20 protein-coding genes are annotated in these 18,528 nt (G+C 60.4%); 6 read left to right on the top strand and 14 right to left on the bottom strand.

What is annotated here, in order from left to right; all coding sequences use genetic code 11:
• Positions 1-56 precede the first annotated feature (56 nt).
• From purC to dapA, 4 genes are read right to left on the bottom strand one after another with little or no spacing between them, the layout of a single operon-like run.
• The gene (gene purC / locus KUA23_RS07440; protein ID WP_010212191.1) at positions 57-770 is read right to left on the bottom strand and encodes a phosphoribosylaminoimidazolesuccinocarboxamide synthase; all 714 of its coding nucleotides are present in this window, start codon (positions 768-770) and stop codon (positions 57-59) included.
• Between the two features lie 27 nt (positions 771-797).
• The gene (locus tag KUA23_RS07435) at positions 798-1,556 is read right to left on the bottom strand and encodes an MBL fold metallo-hydrolase (RefSeq protein ID WP_078047352.1); all 759 of its coding nucleotides are present in this window, start codon (positions 1,554-1,556) and stop codon (positions 798-800) included.
• A gap of 4 nt (positions 1,557-1,560) precedes the next feature.
• Positions 1,561-2,676, bottom strand: a complete 1,116-nt coding sequence (gene bamC, locus KUA23_RS07430; protein ID WP_252993658.1) for an NlpB/DapX family lipoprotein — start codon at positions 2,674-2,676, stop codon at positions 1,561-1,563.
• Between the two features lie 17 nt (positions 2,677-2,693).
• Positions 2,694-3,572, bottom strand: coding sequence for a 4-hydroxy-tetrahydrodipicolinate synthase (gene dapA / locus KUA23_RS07425; RefSeq protein ID WP_078047350.1), 879 nt, complete (start codon positions 3,570-3,572; stop codon positions 2,694-2,696).
• Between the two features lie 273 nt (positions 3,573-3,845).
• Here dapA and KUA23_RS07420 point away from each other — a divergent pair, with 273 nt between their 5' ends.
• The gene (locus KUA23_RS07420) at positions 3,846-4,406 is read left to right on the top strand and encodes a glycine cleavage system transcriptional repressor (protein WP_003172487.1); all 561 of its coding nucleotides are present in this window, start codon (positions 3,846-3,848) and stop codon (positions 4,404-4,406) included.
• 10 nt (positions 4,407-4,416) lie between these two features.
• A complete protein-coding gene (locus KUA23_RS07415) occupies positions 4,417-4,890 on the top strand; it encodes a peroxiredoxin (protein ID WP_025855402.1) in 474 nt (157 codons plus the stop codon).
• A 115-nt stretch (positions 4,891-5,005) separates the two neighbouring features.
• Here the strand turns inward: KUA23_RS07415 and KUA23_RS07410 are convergent, their stop codons facing one another.
• A complete protein-coding gene (locus tag KUA23_RS07410) occupies positions 5,006-6,076 on the bottom strand; it encodes an AI-2E family transporter (protein ID WP_012722771.1) in 1,071 nt (356 codons plus the stop codon).
• A gap of 30 nt (positions 6,077-6,106) precedes the next feature.
• Positions 6,107-6,346 (bottom strand): sulfurtransferase TusA family protein, encoded by a 240-nt coding sequence (locus KUA23_RS07405; protein WP_010212198.1) that lies wholly within the window; start codon positions 6,344-6,346, stop codon positions 6,107-6,109.
• A 95-nt stretch (positions 6,347-6,441) separates the two neighbouring features.
• Here KUA23_RS07405 and KUA23_RS07400 point away from each other — a divergent pair, with 95 nt between their 5' ends.
• Positions 6,442-7,875 carry a M48 family metalloprotease gene (locus tag KUA23_RS07400; RefSeq protein ID WP_078047349.1) on the top strand — a complete coding sequence of 478 codons (1,434 nt, stop codon included), beginning with the start codon at positions 6,442-6,444 and terminating at the stop codon, positions 7,873-7,875.
• Positions 7,876-7,940: 65 nt separating this feature from the next.
• On the opposite strand, the gene KUA23_RS07395 is transcribed toward KUA23_RS07400, so the two are convergent.
• The 4 genes from KUA23_RS07395 to rpoE form a co-directional block, all read right to left on the bottom strand.
• Complete coding sequence (locus tag KUA23_RS07395; RefSeq protein WP_078047348.1) at positions 7,941-9,380, bottom strand: DegQ family serine endoprotease; 1,440 nt, start codon at positions 9,378-9,380, stop codon at positions 7,941-7,943.
• A gap of 234 nt (positions 9,381-9,614) precedes the next feature.
• Positions 9,615-10,577 (bottom strand): MucB/RseB C-terminal domain-containing protein, encoded by a 963-nt coding sequence (locus KUA23_RS07390; RefSeq protein WP_078047347.1) that lies wholly within the window; start codon positions 10,575-10,577, stop codon positions 9,615-9,617.
• Positions 10,578-10,592: 15 nt separating this feature from the next.
• On the bottom strand, positions 10,593-11,180 hold the full coding sequence (locus KUA23_RS07385) for a sigma-E factor negative regulatory protein (RefSeq protein ID WP_003172479.1): 588 nt from the start codon (positions 11,178-11,180) through the stop codon (positions 10,593-10,595).
• A gap of 32 nt (positions 11,181-11,212) precedes the next feature.
• The gene (gene rpoE / locus KUA23_RS07380) at positions 11,213-11,794 is read right to left on the bottom strand and encodes an RNA polymerase sigma factor RpoE/AlgU (RefSeq protein WP_003172477.1); all 582 of its coding nucleotides are present in this window, start codon (positions 11,792-11,794) and stop codon (positions 11,213-11,215) included.
• 463 nt (positions 11,795-12,257) lie between these two features.
• On the opposite strand from rpoE, the gene nadB reads away from it, so the two are divergent.
• Positions 12,258-13,874, top strand: coding sequence for an L-aspartate oxidase (nadB, locus tag KUA23_RS07375; RefSeq protein ID WP_100491314.1), 1,617 nt, complete (start codon positions 12,258-12,260; stop codon positions 13,872-13,874).
• On the opposite strand, the gene KUA23_RS07370 is transcribed toward nadB, so the two are convergent.
• Together KUA23_RS07370 and KUA23_RS07365 are read right to left on the bottom strand one after the other, a co-directional pair.
• Positions 13,843-14,289 (bottom strand): protein YgfX, encoded by a 447-nt coding sequence (locus KUA23_RS07370; protein WP_214496461.1) that lies wholly within the window; start codon positions 14,287-14,289, stop codon positions 13,843-13,845. The genes nadB and KUA23_RS07370 overlap by 32 nt on opposite strands.
• A complete protein-coding gene (locus KUA23_RS07365; protein ID WP_012722757.1) occupies positions 14,273-14,527 on the bottom strand; it encodes an FAD assembly factor SdhE in 255 nt (84 codons plus the stop codon). The genes KUA23_RS07370 and KUA23_RS07365 overlap by 17 nt, the downstream gene beginning before the upstream one ends.
• Positions 14,528-14,667: 140 nt before the next feature.
• On the opposite strand from KUA23_RS07365, the gene ygfZ reads away from it, so the two are divergent.
• Both ygfZ and KUA23_RS07355 read left to right on the top strand, forming a co-directional pair.
• Positions 14,668-15,609: a CAF17-like 4Fe-4S cluster assembly/insertion protein YgfZ gene (gene ygfZ, locus KUA23_RS07360; protein WP_100491316.1), complete on the top strand. Its 942-nt coding sequence runs from the start codon at positions 14,668-14,670 to the stop codon at positions 15,607-15,609.
• A gap of 36 nt (positions 15,610-15,645) precedes the next feature.
• A complete protein-coding gene (locus KUA23_RS07355; RefSeq protein ID WP_078047343.1) occupies positions 15,646-16,467 on the top strand; it encodes an HDOD domain-containing protein in 822 nt (273 codons plus the stop codon).
• Here the strand turns inward: KUA23_RS07355 and KUA23_RS07350 are convergent, their stop codons facing one another.
• Positions 16,468-17,853 (bottom strand): sensor histidine kinase, encoded by a 1,386-nt coding sequence (locus tag KUA23_RS07350; protein ID WP_078047342.1) that lies wholly within the window; start codon positions 17,851-17,853, stop codon positions 16,468-16,470.
• Positions 17,846-18,517: a response regulator gene (locus tag KUA23_RS07345; protein WP_017736361.1), complete on the bottom strand. Its 672-nt coding sequence runs from the start codon at positions 18,515-18,517 to the stop codon at positions 17,846-17,848. The genes KUA23_RS07350 and KUA23_RS07345 overlap by 8 nt, the downstream gene beginning before the upstream one ends.
• Positions 18,518-18,528 lie beyond the last annotated feature (11 nt).

The raw sequence follows: 18,528 nt of genomic DNA, 5'->3' as shown, positions 1-18,528 counted from the left end.
CGTGGATGCAAAGCGCCGAAGCGATTTTTTTCCGTGCTATCAGATGCTTGCGTCGATTAAAGCGGTACGCCGAGACGGTTGGCGACTTCTTCGTAGGCTTCGATGACGTCACCGAGGCCCTGGCGGAAGCGGTCCTTGTCCATCTTCTTCTTGGTGTCCTTGTCCCACAGGCGGCAGCCGTCCGGGCTGAATTCGTCGCCCAGGACGATGGAACCGTCGTGGAACACACCGAATTCGAGTTTGAAGTCCACCAGCAGCAGGCCTGCGTCGTCGAACAGTTTGCTGAGCACGTCGTTGACCTTGAGGGACAACTCCTTCATGCGCGCCAGTTGCTCAGCGGTGCCCCAACCGAATGCCACGACGTGGGATTCGTTGATGAACGGGTCGCCCTTGGCGTCGTCCTTCAGGAACAGTTCGAAGGTGTAGGGATTGAGCTTGAGGCCCTCTTCCACGCCCAGGCGCTTGACCAGGCTGCCGGCGGCGTAGTTACGCACGACGCATTCAACCGGGATCATGTCGAGCTTCTTGACCAGGCACTCGTTGTCGCCCAGCAGCTTGTCGAATTGGGTCGGAATGCCGGCCGCTTCGAGCTTTTGCATGATGAAGGCGTTGAACTTGTTGTTCACCATGCCTTTGCGATCAAGCTGTTCGATGCGCTTGCCGTCGAACGCCGAGGTGTCGTTGCGAAACAGCAGGATCAGGCGGTTGGCGTCATCGGTCTTGTACACCGACTTGGCTTTGCCGCGGTAGAGTTCTTCACGTTTTTCCATGATGGGCTCCGCTTGCTAAATGGTGGGCTAGGCGATGTGTCGCCAGTCGAGCCCTGAATCTTGATCGGCCAGTTGCAGCCAGTCCGGGTCGCACCCGAGGGTGTCGACAAAACATTGCCGGGCCAGCTGCGGCAGGTTGTTCTTGCTGCTCAGGTGGGCCAGGACCAGGTGTTGCAAGTCTTGCCAGCCCAACTCATACACCAGGTACGCCGCCTGGTGGTTGTTCAAATGTCCCAGTTCGCCGCCCACCCGCTGCTTGAGGAAGTAGGGGTAGTGACCGCGAGCCAACAGGTCTCGGCAGTGGTTGGACTCGATCATCAAGGCATCGAGGTTCCGGTAGCCGTCCAGCACCCTGGCGCAGTAGGAGCCCAGGTCGGTCAGCACGCCGAAACGCCGCTCACCGTCACTGAATACATACTGCGTCGGTTCCTGGGCGTCGTGCGCCACGGCAACCACATCGATGCTCAAGGCGCCGATTTGAAGCTGCTCGCCACCGGCCAGGAAACCTGCGGGTTCAATGGGTTTGCGCATCCCGCGCAAGGTACCGCGACTGAGGTACACCGGAAGATTGTAGCGCCGAGACAGCAAACCCACGCCATGCACGTGGTCGGCATGTTCGTGGGTCACCAGAATCGCGCTCAGCTGCGCGGGATGAACCCCCAGGCGCAGCAGGCGCCGCTCGGTTTCCCTTAGCGAGAAACCACAATCAACCAGCACGTACGTGTCGTCGTGGGCGACCAGCGTACCGTTCCCTTGGCTACCGCTGCCGAGAACGGCAAAACGCACCGGATCAGCCCAGGTTGTCTTGAATCACGCCCAACACTTTGCGCGCTGTTTCAGCGGGCGCAACGGTATTGATGTTCTTCTCGACGGTGACTTGCACGCTTTCGCCCACCTTGCTCAAACGAACCTGGTAACGCTCGGCGCGGGTCTCGATCTCTTCCTTGGTCGGCTTGCTGCCGAACAGTTTGCCGAAGAAGCCAGGCTCGTCATCTTTACGCTCGGCTTTTTCAGCCACGTTGATGTAGTACAAGCCCAGGCTGCGGTTGATGTCTTCAACACGCCAAGGGCCCTGCTCCAATGCGCGGCCGACACTGGCCCAGGCACGGTCGAGGTCTTCACCCAGGTTCAGCACCACGTTGCCGCTGCCGTCTTCGGTGAGGCTGACGCGGCTCGGGGTGTCGTAATCACGTGCGGCGAGCAGGGAAACGGAACCGCCCTTCTCGGAGATACGGCTCATGCTGGCCAGCATCTCGTCGACCAGCGCCGAGTCGACACCGGTGTTGACCGAGCGATTGGTGAACTCAACGTTGGCGGTGCTGCCGGCCGGACGCTCGGCGCTGACCACGTAGACTTCACTGGTATTACGCTGCACGCCTGGCTCGATGCGTACACGCACACGGGCTTCGCTGTCGGAGGCGACACCACCGGCCTGCAGGCGCTTGGCCATGGTGGCGGACAGCTCGCTGCCCTGCTGCCACGCCGTGGTGAATTCACCGGTCTGAGGACGCTGTTCGTCGATGCGGAAACCGTTGTCCTGGAAGAACTGCACGGCCACTGGCCAGACTTCGGCAGGTGGGCGCTGAGCCACGATCCAGCGGGAGTCGCCGCTCTTCTGCAGGCTGTAGTCGCTGGCATCCGCCACGGCCGAGATCGGCTGCGGACGTGGCACCACGTACTCACCCTTGGTGGTGTCGTCGGCAACGTTGCGCGGGATCGGCAGCAACGGGTCAAGACGCTTGGCGACGTTGACGCCTGGCGGCAATTCCATCGGTTTGGTGGGTTTTGCTTCCAGGTAATCGCTGCCGCGGTCACGGAAGTAGCCTTCCGGGCCCCAGATCCAACCGCAGCCACTGGTGCTGGAGATAATCAAGGCAAGTGCGGAAAGTCCGGCCAATCGCTTCATGCGTAGTGCTTCCTCAATTAAACCAGGACGCCGGACTGGCGCAGGGCCTGTCGCAGCGGTTCGTGACAGGCGTCGCTGAGACGGGTGAGCGGCAGACGGATACCGTCCGGCATCATGCCCATTTCAGTCAGCGCCCATTTCACGGGAATAGGGTTGGATTCGATAAACAGTGTCTTGTTGAGCGGCATCAGCTTTTCGTGGATCGCGCGGGCGGTCACGGCGTCGCCGGCAATGGCGGCGGCGCACATTTCGCTCATGGCACGCGGGGCCACGTTGGCGGTCACGGAGATATTGCCTTTACCACCCAGCAGGATCAGCTCGACAGCCGTGGCGTCGTCACCGGAATACACCAGGAAATCGCTGCTCACGCCGGCCAGGATGTCCTTGGCGCGCTGCAGGTCGCCAGTGGCTTCCTTGATACCGATGATGTTCGGCACGGTGGACAGGCGAATCACCGTCTCGGCCTTCATGTCGCACGCGGTACGACCCGGCACGTTATAGAGGATCTGCGGAATGTCGACGGCTTCGGCAATGGCGCGGAAGTGCTGGTACAGGCCTTCCTGGGTCGGCTTGTTGTAGTACGGGGTCACCAGCAGGCAGGCATCGGCGCCGGCCTTCTTGGCATTTTTGGTCAGCTCGATCGCTTCACGCGTCGAGTTGGCGCCCGTACCGGCGATCACGGCGATACGGCCCGCGACACGCTTGACCACGAATTCGATCACCTGGATGTGCTCTTCCACATCGAGGGTGGCCGATTCACCGGTGGTGCCGACCGCCACGATGGCATTGGTGCCTTCTTGCAGGTGGAAGTCCACCAGTTTGCCCAGGCTGTCCCAGTCGAGATGACCTTGTGCATCCATGGGTGTGACCAGTGCCACCATACTGCCCGCAATCATGCAACCGCTCCTGCCGGAAAAAGAGAGCCGTAATGGTACTGGCGCCAAGATGCTTGCACAAGCGAAGTACCGCCTGAGGATGCGTTCTGGCGCAACTAAACGACGGGCAATGCCATCATTGGGCAAAAGCACGCCTAGAAGCACGCTGAAATCAGACCGTTCACGTAATGAAAACGCCACCTCCTATCCCTTGGCGACGGTTTTCGCTACCCTTCATCCTTTGATCGATACGGCCCTCACGGTATCGACCGCTCATCGTTTTAGGAAGGCTGCATGTCCACCCCCACAGTTCGCGAACAATTCCTTGTTATCAGTGCCCTCGGCGCCAACCCCATGGAGCTGACCAACGTCCTGTGCCGCGCCAGCCATGAAAACCGCTGCGCCGTCGTGACCTCGCGCCTGACCCGCCATGGCGAGTGCAGTGCGCTGGTCCTGCAGATCTCCGGCACCTGGGATGCCCTGGCGCGCCTGGAGACCGGCCTGCCAGGCCTGGCCAAGAAGCACGACTTCACGGTCAATGTAGTGCGCAGTGCTGCCCTGGAGAATCGTCCCCAGGCCCTGCCTTATGTCGCGTATGTCAGCTCCGCCTACCGCTCGGACATCGTCAACGAACTGTGCCAGTTCTTCATCGACCACAACGTCGAGCTGGAGAACCTGACCTGCGACACCTACCAGGCCCCGCAGACCGGCGGCACCATGCTCAACGCTACGTTTACCGTAACCTTGCCGGCTGGCGTGCAGATCAGCTGGTTGCGCGACCAGTTCCTGGATTTCGCCGATGCCCTGAACCTCGACGCCTTGATCGAGCCATGGCGCCCACAGAACCCAATGTAAGGAAGTTTTCATGGCGGTAGTCATCGACAAACCCGTAGCCGATTTCGAAGCCCAGGCCACCAGCGGCCAGACCTTCAGCCTTGCAGCCCTCAAAGGCAAGCAAGTGGTGATCTACTTCTACCCGAAGGACAGCACGCCGGGCTGCACCACCGAAGGCCAGGGCTTTCGTGACCAATACGCGGCGTTCAAGGCCGCCAACACCGAGGTGTTCGGCGTGTCGCGCGACAGCGTGAAGTCCCACGAGAACTTCAAGGGCAAGCAGGAATTCCCCTTCGAGCTGATCAGTGACAAGGATGAAGCAGTTTGCCAGTTGTTTGATGTGATCAAGCTGAAGAAGCTGTACGGCAAGGAATACCTGGGCGTGGATCGCAGCACCTTCCTGATCGACAGCGAAGGTGTGCTGCGCCAGGAATGGCGTGGTGTGAAAGTGCCGGGCCACGTGGATGCCGTTTTGGCGGCGGCGCAGGCGCTGAACAAGGCCTGATCGCTACGGCGTCCTTTGGATTGTCATCGCCGGCCAGCCGGCTCCTACATTTGTTACACAACCCCTTGTAGGAGCCGGCTTGCCGGCGATAGCGTCTTCGATCGCCCCGCAACCTTCAAAGCAACGGCGCCACCACCGGCTCCTGCCGCGGCCACGCATCCAGCACCGCCTTGAACAGCGTCGCCAGTGGGATCGCAAAGAACACGCCCCAGAATCCCCACAGCCCACCAAACAACAGCACCGCACAGATGATCGCCACCGGGTGCAGGTTGACCGCCTCCGAGAACAGCAGCGGCACCAGCACGTTGCCATCCAGGGTCTGGATGATCCCGTATACCGCCATCAGGTAGATGAACTGGTCGCTCCAGCCCCACTGGAACAAGGCGATCAAGGTCACGGGTACGGTCACCACCACGGCGCCGACATAGGGCACCACCACTGAAATACCGACAAGCAAAGCCAGCAAGGCCGCGTAGTTCAGGTCCAGTGCAATAAAGGCGATGTAGGTCACGCCTCCGCAGATAATGATCTCGATGACCTTGCCACGGATGTAGTTGGCGATCTGCCGGTTCATTTCCTCGGCCACCCGAGTGATGAGCGCACGCTCACGCGGCAGATAGCCACGCACCCAGCGGCCGATCATGGCGCGATCCTTGAGGAAGAAAAACACCAGGATCGGCACCAGCACCAGGTAGATCATGATGTTGACCAGCAGCGGCAGGCTGGACAGCGAAAAGGTCAGCGCCCATTGGCCAAACTTGCCGATCTCGCCGCGCGCCACTTCGATGGCTTGCAACACCTGCTCGTCTGACACCAGGTGCGGGTAGCGTTCCGGCAACAGCAGCAACAGCGACTGCCACTTGGCGAGCATGCCTGGCAACTCGTTGAACAGCGTAATCAGTTGGTGCCACAGCAGCGGCAACACCACCACGATAAACAACACCAACAGGCCCATGAACAAGGCGAAAACCAGCCCTACCGCGGCTCCGCCTGGCAAGCGCAAGCGTTCCAGCGTGGTGACCAGGCCTTGCATCAAGTAAGCCAGCACCATCCCCGCCAATACAGGCGCCAGCATGCCGCCCAAGGTGAGCACGGCCGTAAAGGCCAGAAACAGCAGGACCGCCAGCACCACCGCTTCCTCATCGGAGAAGTAGCGCTGAATCCAGTCTCGTAACACTTTGAACATCAATCAACCTCGGGTGATGGGGCAAACGGTTCAGGCCTTGCGCAACCAGTAACGGTACACACCAGCAGCGTCTTCTTCATGCAACAGGGTGTGGCCGGCCAGCTTGGCAAAGGTACGAAAATCACGCTGGGAGCCCGCATCCGTGGCGATCACCTTGAGCACTGCGCCGCTGGCCAAACGGTTGAGTTCCAGCTTGGCCTTGAGCAAGGGCAACGGGCAGTTGAGGCCGCTGGCGTCGAGTTCGGCATCAAAGGCTACAGCGTCGGTCATGGTTTTACTCCGGACACGCGTTTGGGTTGCTTAGAATATCTGGTCCGAAGCTCAGTGTCCGGCTACAGTAAGCTCTTTGTCGAAAGGCTTTGTGCATGACTTTTTTGCGCCCTACCCTGCTGACGCTGGCTTGCCTGCTGGCCTCCCCGGGCTTCGCTGACGACCTGCCGTCACTTGGCGACGCCAGTTCTGCCATTGTCTCGCCACAACAGGAATACCAACTGGGCCGCGCCTGGCTGGCCTACCTGCGGGGCCAGGTCTCGCAACTCAACGACCCGCAGCTCAAGGACTACGTCGAAACCAGCGTGTACAAACTGGTGGAGACCAGCCAGGTCAACGACCGGCGCCTGGAGTTCATCCTGATCAACAGCCCGCAGTTGAACGCCTTTGCCGCACCTGGCGGGATTGTCGGCGTCAACGGTGGCCTGTTCCTCAACGCCCAGACCGAAGGGGAATATGCCTCGGTACTGGCTCACGAATTGGCGCATTTGTCCCAACGTCACTTCGCCCGTGGCGTTGAAGCGCAACAGCGCATGCAACTCCCGATGATGGCTGCCCTGCTCGGCGGCATTATTGCGGCAGCCGCCGGCGCCGGTGATGCCGGTATTGCCGCCATCGCCGGTACCCAGGCCGCCGCCATCCAGGAGCAACGCCGGTTCTCACGCCAGAACGAACAGGAAGCAGACCGTATCGGCATTCTCAACCTGGAAAAAGCCGGCTACGACCCGCGCTCCATGCCGACCATGTTCGAGCGCCTGATGCGCCAATACCGCTTCGATGCCAAGCCACCGGAATTCCTGCTGACGCACCCGGTTACCGAATCGCGGATCGCCGACACGCGCAACCGCGCCGAGCAGGCCAAGCCTGGCGGCAAGGAAGACAGCCTGCGCTATCAACTGATTCGGGCGCGGGTGCAGCTGCAATACGAAGACACCTCAGGCCTCGCCGCCAAGCGCTTCCAGGCGCAGTTGGATGAGAACCCAAAGAACGATGTGGCGCGCTACGGCCTGGCTATCGCCCAGATCAAAGGCTCCCAGTTCAAACAGGCACGGGACAATCTGGCGCCGCTGCTGGCCAAGTCCCCGAACGACATCACCTACAACCTGGCGCAGATCCAGTTGGACATCGACAACAGCCGCCTGCCGGATGCCCAGCAACGTACAGATCGGATGCTGACCCAGTATCCCGGCAATTACCCATTGAATCAGGTGCGCGTGGACCTACTGCTGAAGCAGAACCGCACGGCGGATGCGGAGAAGGCGCTGGACAGCCTGCTCAAGTCGCGCCCGGATGACCCGGACGTCTGGTACCAGGTTGCCGAGACACGCGGGTTGTCGGGCAATATCATCGGCCTGCATCAGGCCCGCGCGGAGTACTTTGCATTGGTGGGTGATTTCCAGCAGGCCATTCAACAGTTGGATTTCGCCAAGCGCCGCGCGGGTAACAATTTCCCGCTGTCTTCACGTATCGACGCACGCCAGCGTGAGCTGATCGAACAGGAACGCCTGGTCAAAGGGATGATGAGCTAAACCCATCAGGCACAAAAAAGCCCCGCCCTCGTTAAACGAAGGCGGGGCTTTTTGCTTTTACCGACTTACTCAGCCAGTTTGAAGGTGATGAAGCTCGCACGTCCCTGACGCAGCACCCGCATCGACACCGAACGGTTCTTCGGCAACGCCTTGGCGATGTCGGTGAATTGCTTGGTGGTATCGATTGCCTGGTTGTTCAGATGGGTGATGACATCACCTGGCTGCAGGCCGATCAGGGAGGCGGGGCCGTCCTGCACTTCCTTGATCACGACGCCGCTCTTGAGGTCGAAGCTCTTCTTCTGCTCATCGGTCAATTCGGCTACAGCAATGCCCAGGCGATTGCTGCTGCGCTCGGCACCCGGCTTGGCGTTGCCCAGGGCATCCAGTGTTGCGCCTTCTTCTGGGATAGCGCCCACGGTCAGCTCTACGGTCTGGCGCTTGCCTTCACGGATCACTTCCAGCTTGGCCTTGCTGCCAGCCTTGAGAGCACCGACCAAGTGCGGCAGGTCAGCCGACATGACAATCGGTTGGCCGTTCATGCTCAGGATCACGTCGCCGACTTGCAGGCCACCCTTGGCAGCCGGGCCATCGTCCTGGATCTGTGCGACCAGGGCACCGGCCGGCTTGTCGAGGCCAAAGGATTCAGCCAGGTCTTTGTTCACTTCTTGGATGACCACGCCCAACCAGCCACGGCTGACCTTGCCGCCGCTTTTCAGTTGGTTGGAAACATCCATGGCCACGTCGATCGGGATGGCGAACGACACGCCCATGAAGCCACCGGAACGGGTGTAGATCTGCGAGTTGATGCCAACCACTTCGCCCGCCAGGTTGAACAGCGGACCACCGGAGTTACCCGGGTTGATCGGCACGTCGGTCTGGATGAACGGCACGTAGTTTTCGTTCGGCAGGCTGCGGCCAATGGCGCTGACGATACCTTGGGTGACGGTATGGTCAAAGCCAAACGGCGAGCCGATGGCGACGACCCATTGCCCGGCTTTCAGATCCTGGGATTTACCCAGCTTAAGCACAGGCAAGTCCTTGCCTTCGATCTTCAGCAACGCCACATCGGAACGAGGGTCGGTGCCGACCAGCTTGGCTTTCAGCTCACTGCGATCAGCCAGGCGCACGAGGATCTCATCGGCGTCGGCAATCACGTGGTTGTTGGTGAGGATATAGCCGTCCGGCGAAATGATGAAGCCCGAGCCCAGGGACTGGGCCTCACGCTGGCCGCCACCGCCGCCGCGGGGTGCGCGCTGTTGCGGCATGCCACGCTCAAAGAATTCACGCAGCATTGGCGGCAGGCCTTCCAGGTCTGGCATCTGCTGGTTGGAGACTTTGCGGTCCGGCAGTTTTTGCGTGGTACTGATGTTCACCACCGCAGGCGAGGCTTGCTCAACCAATTGGGTGAAGTCAGGCAACTCGGCTGCTTGCGCAGGCAAGGCCTGACCCAGCACCAATACCGTGGCGACTATGGTTAGGTAAGACTTTAAACGTGGTATCGACATACAGCTCCCGTTACGACGAGCAGGGTTGAGCGACAGGGTTCAAGAAACGCCGAAAACTGCGACCGACATCTTTGTTCCGCGAACAAAACAAGGCCAGAGCCGACAAGCCCTGACCTATAAAAAACATGAGAGATTTTTGCAAGTGAAAATGCTGATCCAGACATTTCATGCTCTCGGCAGCCAACCTGGCATGGAAATACATTGAAAGGTCAGGATGAACATAGGATTAACGACTCACGGCTGGGCGACTGGCTTTTTTTCACCGCGCACCGACAACGCGATCCGTTCAGCGGTGCCGATCGGAATTTCACCCACTACCGTCACCATCATCTCGCCATCGACTGTGTTGAGACGACGGGATACAGCGACCGTAGGGCCCAGTTGCGTGCGGGTTTCGGTGACACTCGCTTCACTGATCGGCTCAAGGAACACCGAGAAACGCGCCAGCCCGTCTTCGTACATCAGGCTGTCGACTGTGGCTTTGGTCTGGGTGTCTTTGCGGGCGCTGGTATTGGTCAACTGAAAGCCCGGCGGCAGCCATTCCAGGTGCCAAATCTGCGTAGGCTGCACTTCTGGCGCCTTGCTAGTGGCCACGGCAATAGGTGTGCACTCGCTGCTGGGCTGCAGATCGCGGTCGTCAGGTATTACCGACGTATTCAGTCGCGTGAACTGGAAGCGCTCAAGCAATTGCCCCTGGTCATTCAACAACAGCGATTTGAGCGGCAGTGCGGTTTCTCGATCCAGGTGCAACTCAAAACCGTAACGGTACTGGTCACGCGGCGTGATCGATACGATGACCGCATTTCTACCGGCCACACGGGATTTGCCAATGACAGCCAGTTCATAGAATTGATTGAGTTTTTGTGGATCAAGCGCACGTGAAGGGGCATCACGTGAATTGCCCAGGCCTGCGACGAGGGTGCCGCTGACACATTGTGTCCGGCCATCCAACCGCACGACTTCCTGGGCAGAACCATCGAGCTGCAAGAGCCGCTCACGGACCTGACCATCCTGGACACGATGCCAGATGTCATGGGTAGAGAAACTGCCGTTACGTTCGTAGACGAACGTACCTTGAAAGCTTTGCTGCTGCTCTGCACGCCCAAGTCGAGTCAGCCAGTCTTGGGCTTCATCGGCATGGGCGGGGAGTGCAAACCAACCACTGAGCAAAAGCGTAAGGAGCGGTATGGCTCGCATAGAGCTCCTTACGGATTAGCGGTTTTCCAGGCTTGCTGCACGAGCATAGGGCAGAGCGCTTTCAGTGCCTTTCAGGGCCGATTCCTGAGCGTGTTGGCGCAGGTACCCCGGAAGACGCTGGTCTTGCCAGCCAGATTGCCCTTGCAACACACCGTTGGCCATTGGGCCGGTGGTGTCAGAGCTTTCCTTGTAACCGGCCAGGACTGCTGGGCCTTTGACTTGCGGACCGGCCATGACCGGTTGCTGAGTCTGTTGGGCCAGTTCGGCACCGGCGATTTCGTCCTGGTTGTACAGGCGAACACCAGCAAGCACGGCAACAGTTACCGAGGCAGCAACTGCCAGGCGACCCAGGCTACGCCAAGGACCACGAGCGGCTTTTGCCGGAACGGCTTCATCAGCCAGCGCAGCAGAAACGGCCGCAGCAATATCCAGACGAGGGATTAGAAGATCCTTGTGCATCACCGCCCGAGCGACTTGGTAACGAGACCAGGTATCACGGGTTTCGGCATCATCAAATGCATTGAGCACTCGACGAAGTTCCAGTTCATCCGCTTCGTTATCCATCACTGCGGACAGCGATTCCTGCAGGGCATCACGACTCATGGCGGTTCCTCTCTTGGCTGTCGCCGCTGTCTTTAGTTCTCTTGCAACAACGGTTGCAAGGCTTTATCGATGGCTTCCCGGGCCCGGAAAATCCGTGACCTTACAGTCCCCACCGGACACTGCATGACGCTCGCAATGTCTTCGTAACTCAGACCATCGAATTCACGTAAAGTTAACGCCGTACGTAAATCTTCTGGAAGTTGCTGAATTGTGCGATGAACGGTGCCCTCGATCTCGTCGCGCAGCAATGCACGCTCCGGCGACTCGAGATCTTTGAGGCCGTGGTCACCATCATAAAATTCTGCATCTTCTGAACTTACATCACTATCCGGTGGGCGGCGCCCGCGAGACACCAGATAGTTCTTCGCCGTGTTGATGGCGATGCGGTACAGCCACGTGTAAAACGCACTGTCACCGCGAAAGTTACCAAGTGCACGGTAAGCCTTGATAAAGGCTTCCTGTGCAACGTCCTGCGCTTCATGGGTGTCGTGCACAAACCGCACGATCAACCCGAGAATTTTGTGCTGGTATTTCAGCACTAGCAGATCAAAAGCTCGCTTGTCGCCGCGTTGAACGCGCTCGACCAGCTGCTGATCCTCTTCCTGGGTTAGCATGAACACTCCTCGTTGTACTTGAAGGAGGCTTGCATAACTAAACGATCAGGCTTGCAAACATAGACTCGGTCTTTTCGCAAAAGTTCTCCCCCTTCAAGCAAGTTTCCGGCACGCACTGATTTGGCACACACGAAAAACGCAGTGCGGGCAACGCCGACTGCGCGAATAATCTTGTCGCCGGTTTTCTGACGCGTCCAATGCTCCCGACGGGCCAATAAACTCAACGTTTTCCCAGCTTTCGGGCAACCTGCTATTGAGTCGGGGCTTATGCAAAAAGTTCCCGTTCCAATAACCAGCCGATTTTACCCTAGCCGTGCACCGTAATCTCACATTGCCACGAATGCCCGGCTATTGTGCCGCTCCACCCCTCTATATACTAGTAGCCCGTGTGACCCTTTGATTCGCCGATCCAGGCGTCCTGTTTGCGCCACCTCTTCGGATCGCTTTTTGCGGAATCCCTCTAATGAGCCAACAGTTTCAACACGATGTCCTGGTGATCGGCAGCGGCGCGGCCGGTTTGAGCCTTGCACTCACCCTCCCCAGCCACCTGCGCATCGCGGTACTGAGCAAAGGCGACCTGGCCAATGGCTCGACGTTCTGGGCCCAAGGTGGTGTTGCAGCCGTGCTGGATGACACCGACACGGTGCAATCCCACGTCGAAGACACCCTTAATGCCGGTGGCGGCCTGTGCAATGAAGAAGCGGTGCGTTTCACCGTCGAGCACAGCCGCGAGGCGATCCAGTGGCTGATCGATCAAGGTGTTCCGTTTACCCGTGATGAACATGCGGGCAGCGACGACGGCGGTTTCGAGTTCCACCTGACCCGTGAAGGCGGCCACAGCCATCGCCGCATTATCCATGCCGCCGACGCCACTGGCGCTGCGATCTTCAAGACGCTGCTCGAACAAGCCCGGCAACGCCCCAACATCGAACTGCTCGAACAACGGGTCGCCGTTGACCTGATCACCGAAAAACGCCTGGGCCTCGATGGCGAACGCTGCCTTGGCGCCTACGTGCTCAACCGTGGCAGCGGCGAAGTCGACACCTACGGTGCGCGCTTCACCATCCTCGCCTCCGGTGGCGCAGCCAAGGTCTACCTCTACACCAGCAACCCCGACGGCGCCTGTGGAGATGGCATCGCCATGGCCTGGCGTTCGGGCTGCAGGGTGGCGAACCTGGAATTCAACCAGTTCCACCCCACCTGCCTGTATCACCCGCAGGCCAAGAGTTTCCTGATCACTGAAGCCCTGCGTGGCGAAGGCGCGCACCTGAAGCTGCCCAACGGCGAACGCTTCATGCAGCGCTTCGACCCACGCGCCGAACTGGCCCCGCGTGATATCGTCGCCCGCGCCATCGACCATGAAATGAAGCGCCTGGGCGTTGACTGCGTCTACCTGGACATCAGCCATAAGCCCGAAGCCTTCATCAAGACCCACTTCCCCACCGTCTACGAGCGCTGCCTGGCGTTCAACATCGACATCACCAAAGGCCCGATCCCGGTGGTGCCGGCCGCGCACTACACCTGCGGCGGCGTGATGGTTGACCAGCACGGCCGTACCGACGTGCCTGGCCTGTACGCGATTGGCGAAACCAGCTTCACCGGCTTGCACGGCGCCAACCGCATGGCCAGCAACTCGTTGCTCGAGTGCTTCGTCTACGCGCGCTCCGCGGCGGCGGACATTCTCGACCAACTGCCACGCATTCCTGTGCCGGCCGCCCTGCCCCGCTGGGACGCCAGCCAGGTTACCGACTCGGACGAAGACGTGATCATCGCGCACAACTGGGACGAACTGCGCCGCTTCATGTGGGACTACGTAGGAATCGTGCGCACCAACAAGCGCCTGCAACGCGCGCAACATCGCGTACGGCTGCTGCTGGATGAAATCGACGAGTTCTACAGCAACTATAAAGTCAGCCGCGACCTGATCGAGCTGCGCAACCTGGCCCAGGTGGCCGAACTGATGATCCGCTCAGCGATGGAGCGTAAGGAAAGCCGCGGCCTGCACTACACCCTCGACTACCCGCAGATGCTACCCGAGGCCCGCGACACTATCCTGGTGCCAACCACCTACGGCGGCTGAACTTGAGCCGCACGCGCAGGCGCCGATGCACATCGGCGACCAGCGCATCCCTGGGCACGCAGACCGTGCGCACCCACCATTCACCGGGTACTCGGTAACGCAGCACGACAATCAATGGCAGGGCGAGGCTGTCGGGACGCAGCTGCACGCTGCGCCAACCGTGCTCGGCGCTCAATAGCTGCCAGCCATCCGCGTCGCGGCGCAGGCCACGAATCGACGAACGGTGTGTCAGCAGGACGGCGCGCGGCAAAACCCAGGCGGCGTGCGCCAGGCACAACAGCAGGCCAAGGCTTGAATAAGACAGATCGAGAAACAAAAGCGCACCCAGCGCAAACAGCTGGGCAAGGAGATACGCCGCCAGCAACAGCCGTGAGGCCTGCCAGCGGCATTCAAAGCGATTACTTGGGCTGGACACGGTCCAGGATCATCCGGACCATGCGCTGCAGCTCCGGATCTTCAGATTCGGCACGCTCCATGAACCAGCCAAACATATCCTGATCCTCGCAAGTCAGCAGCCTGACGTAGAGGTCGCGATCCACCTGGTTGAGCGTTGCGTACACTTCTTTGGTGAAAGGCACCAACAACACATCCAACTCCAGCATGCCACGACGGCTGTGCCAGTAGAGGCGATTGATTTCTACTTCTTCGACCATGGAGCGCTCCTCAAATAGGCGGCAAGTATACAGGCCAGACGGCACCGGAACAGTCGGCTTTGGTCGCCCCATACGGAAACTATCCATTTGCCGGGCGCCCCTCTATGATGCACCCATGACTTTTTGACCTGCGATGACCCATGGCTGACTCTGCTTTCTTCTGCCCCCTGTCCCACGAAGGCGTTCTCGCCGTCCGCGGCGCCGACGCTGCCAAATTCCTTCAGGGCCAACTGACCTGCAACCTCAATTACCTGAGCGACACCCAGGCGAGCCTCGGCGCGCGCTGCACGCAAAAAGGGCGCATGCAGTCGAGCTTTCGCATCCTGCTGCAAGGTGACGGCGTGTTGCTGGCCATGGCCACCGAGCTGCTGGAACCGCAACTGGCAGACTTGAAGAAGTACGCCGTGTTCTCCAAATCCAAACTCACCGACGAAAGCACTGCCTGGGTGCGTTTCGGCCTGGCGAATGCTGACCAGGCCTTGTCCGGCCTTGGCCTGGCGCTGCCCGCCGAGACCGACAGCGTCGCCCGCGTCGATACCTTGATCGCCGTGCGCGTGTCCCCTGGCCGTGCCGAACTCTGGGTGCCCGCCGAGCAGGCCGACACTGTGCGCAGCCAACTGGCTGAACAGCTGCAACAAGCCGACTTGAATAAATGGCTGCTGGGCCAGGTCCGCGCCGGCATTGGCCAGGTCATGCCACAGACCCGCGAGCTGTTCATTCCGCAGATGCTCAACCTGCAGGCCATTGGCGGCGTGAGCTTCAAGAAAGGCTGCTACACCGGCCAGGAAATCGTCGCGCGCATGCAGTACCTGGGCAAACTCAAACGTCGCCTGTACCGCTTGAGCCTTAATGCGGCTGAAATGCCCGAGCCAGGCACTCCACTGTTTTCCCCCAGTCATAACAGCGCGATCGGCGAAGTGGTCATTGCCGCAAAAGCTGACCAGAGCGTTGAACTTCTGGCCGTGTTGCAAGCCGAAGCTGCCGATAGTGGCGATGTGCACTTAGGCACCCTCGAAGGCCCCGGCCTGCAACTGCTCGACTTGCCTTACACACTCGACCGTGATCGAGAGATCCAGCGTTAATCGCCGTACTTTTTTGCAACACCCTAGAGATCATGAATGAACAAGCTGGCGGAAAAAGTCCAACAGGCTTTAGTGACGGCCATCGATAACGATGACCTGGTTCTGCCGACATTGCCGGAAGTGGCCCTGAAGATACGTCAGGCTGCCGAAGACCCGGAAATCAGCATCAGCCACTTGAGCAAAGTGATCGGTCGTGACACCGCGCTGTCGGCACGCCTGATCAAAGTGGTCAACAGCCCGTTGTTGCGCGCCACCCAGGAAGTCACCGACCTGCATACCGCCATCACCCGGCTGGGCACCAACTACAGCAGCAACCTGGCGATCGGCCTGGTGATGGAGCAGATCTTCCACGCCCGCTCCGACGTGGTCGAACAAAAGATGCGTGATGTGTGGCGCCGCAGCCTGGAGGTCGCGGGCGTGAGTTACGCCCTGTGCCGCAGCCACAGTCAACTCAAGCCGGACCAGGCCGCCCTCGGCGGCCTGGTGCACCAGATCGGCGTGCTGCCGATCCTGACGTACGCCGAAGACCACTACGAGCTGCTGTCCGACCCGGTCAGCCTCAACCATGTCATCGAGAGCATTCACCCGTTGCTGGGCGACAAACTGCTGGGGGGCTGGGACTTCCCGGAAATGCTGGCTAAGCTGCCGGGCCAATACCTGGACTTGGAGCGCGACTCGCCCAGCCTCGACTACATCGACCTGGTGCAAGTGGCCGTGATGTATTGCCATCGCGGCACCGATCATCCGTTGGCAAACATCCCGGTTTCCACGCTGCCTGCGATCAAGAAACTGCGCGTCGACCCCTACAGCGACGCCTTGCGCGCCGAGCTGGATGAAGCCCGCTCGATGTTCTACTGATCAACCGGCGATAAAGCTCACCCGCACCTTCAGGCCGGCCTGCTCGCCATCGTGCAGGCTGATCTGCGCCAGGTGCGCCCGACAGATTTCGCCGACGATCGCCAAGCCCAGCCCCGACCCCATGCCCTGCTGACTGCGCCGGTAAAAGCGCTCGAACACCCGGTCGCGCTCGTCCAGCGGGATGCCTGGGCCATCATCTTCCACTTCCAGTACCGCCGGCGCCGTCACCCGCAGGATCACGTTGCCGCCCGGCGGCGTATGGGCCAGGGCGTTATCCACCAGGTTGCTCAACAGCTCGTTCAACAGGGTGGGCTCGCCGCGCAGCCACACCGGCTCGTCGGCTTCCAGCGCCAGCGCCACACCGCGTGCGTGAGCCAACGGCGCCATGGCCATGCCCAGCTCACGGGCCAACTGGCTAAGGTCAAGTAACTGCGCGCCGCCCTCGGCAATCGCGCGGGCACCATTTTCGATGCGTGCCAGAGACAACAATTGATTGGCCAGGTGAGTCAGGCGGTCAGTGCCCTGGGCTGCGGTCTCCAGAGTGCTGTGCCACGTGGCGGGGTCTTCGGCGCGCAAGCCCAGTTCCAGTCGCGCCTTGAGCGCGGCCAGTGGCGTACGCAATTCATGGGCTGCATCAGCAATAAACTGCGCCTGGCGCTCGAACTGGCCACGCAAGCGTTCGGTGAAGTGGTTGAGGGAACGCACCAATGGGCCAAACTCATGCTGCACTTCCACCAAAGGCAACGGCCGCAGGTCGTCAGGCTGGCGCTCTTCCACCGCCGAGCGCAGGCGCTCCAGTGGCCGCAATGCGGCACTCACGGCAAACCACACCAACAGCAACGCGCCGACGCCAAGCATGCCCAGGCGCAGCAAAGTATCAGCCATAAGGCTTCGGGCCATGCTCACGCGGGCCTCGTCGGTTTCGGCTACGCGGATTTCCGCCATGCCGTTCATGTTCGGTTCGGAGACGGCTTTGAGCAGGCTCACCACACGCACCGGCTGGCCCTGGTAGATGGCGTCATAGAAGCGTGCCAGCGCCGGATAGTCATCGGTGCGCGGCGTGCCGGGTGGTGGGCCAGGGAGGTTTTCGTAGCCGGATATCAGCTTCTGGTCGATGTCGTTGACCTGGTAATAAATACGCCCGGCACTGTCGTAGGCAAAGGTGTCCAGCGCCACGTAGGGCACATTGGCGCTCAGGGTGCCGTCCACTTGAGTCAAGCCAGCGGCAATGGTGCGCGCCGAGGCCAGCAGCGTGCGGTCGTAGGCGGTGTCCGCAGCTTCGCGGCCATTCCAGTAGGCGCTCATGCCGCTGGCAAACATCAGCAGCACCAGCAACAGCGCCAGGTTCCACAACAGGCGCCAGCGCAGGCTGCTGGGCTTATGCATCGCGGGCTTCCAACAGGTAGCCGAGGCCACGGAAGGTCACGATGGCGATGGGCTGGCCGTCGAGTTTCTTGCGCAGGCGGTGCACGTAGATTTCGATGGCATCGGGGCTGGCTTCTTCGTCCAGGCCAAATACCTGTGAGGCCAATTGCTCCTTGCTCATCACCCGGCCAGGGCGGGCGATCAGTGCTTCAAGCACCGCTTGCTCGCGGGAAGTGAGCGTCATCAATTCGCCGCCTACGGTAAAGCGCCGGGTGTCGAGGTCGTAGACCAACACGCCGCAGGTCTGCTGGCGCTCGCCGCCCAACACACTGCGGCGCAGCAACGCTTTGACGCGCGCCTCCAACTCCGTCAACTCGAACGGTTTGGCGAGGTAGTCGTCCGCGCCCAGGTTCAGGCCATGCACGCGGTCTTTCACATCACTGCGCGCCGTCAGCATCAGCACGGGCAAATTCTTCCCACGGGCGCGCAAACGGGCGAGCACCTCGAAACCATCCATGCGTGGCAGCCCCACATCGAGGATCGCTGCGGCGTATTCCTCACTGCTCAGGGCCAGGTCCGCAGCCACGCCATCGTGCAGCACGTCAACGGTCAAACCCGTGCTCTTGAGCGCTTGCGCGACACTTTCAGCGAGTTGCAAATGGTCTTCAACCAGCAAGACACGCATGGATTTCTACC

Origin of the sequence: Pseudomonas pergaminensis, assembly GCF_024112395.2 — a bacterium.
Classification (GTDB): domain Bacteria; phylum Pseudomonadota; class Gammaproteobacteria; order Pseudomonadales; family Pseudomonadaceae; genus Aquipseudomonas; species Aquipseudomonas pergaminensis.
Note: the sequence above shows the minus strand (reverse complement) of the source record. Positions and strands in the feature narration are given on the sequence as shown.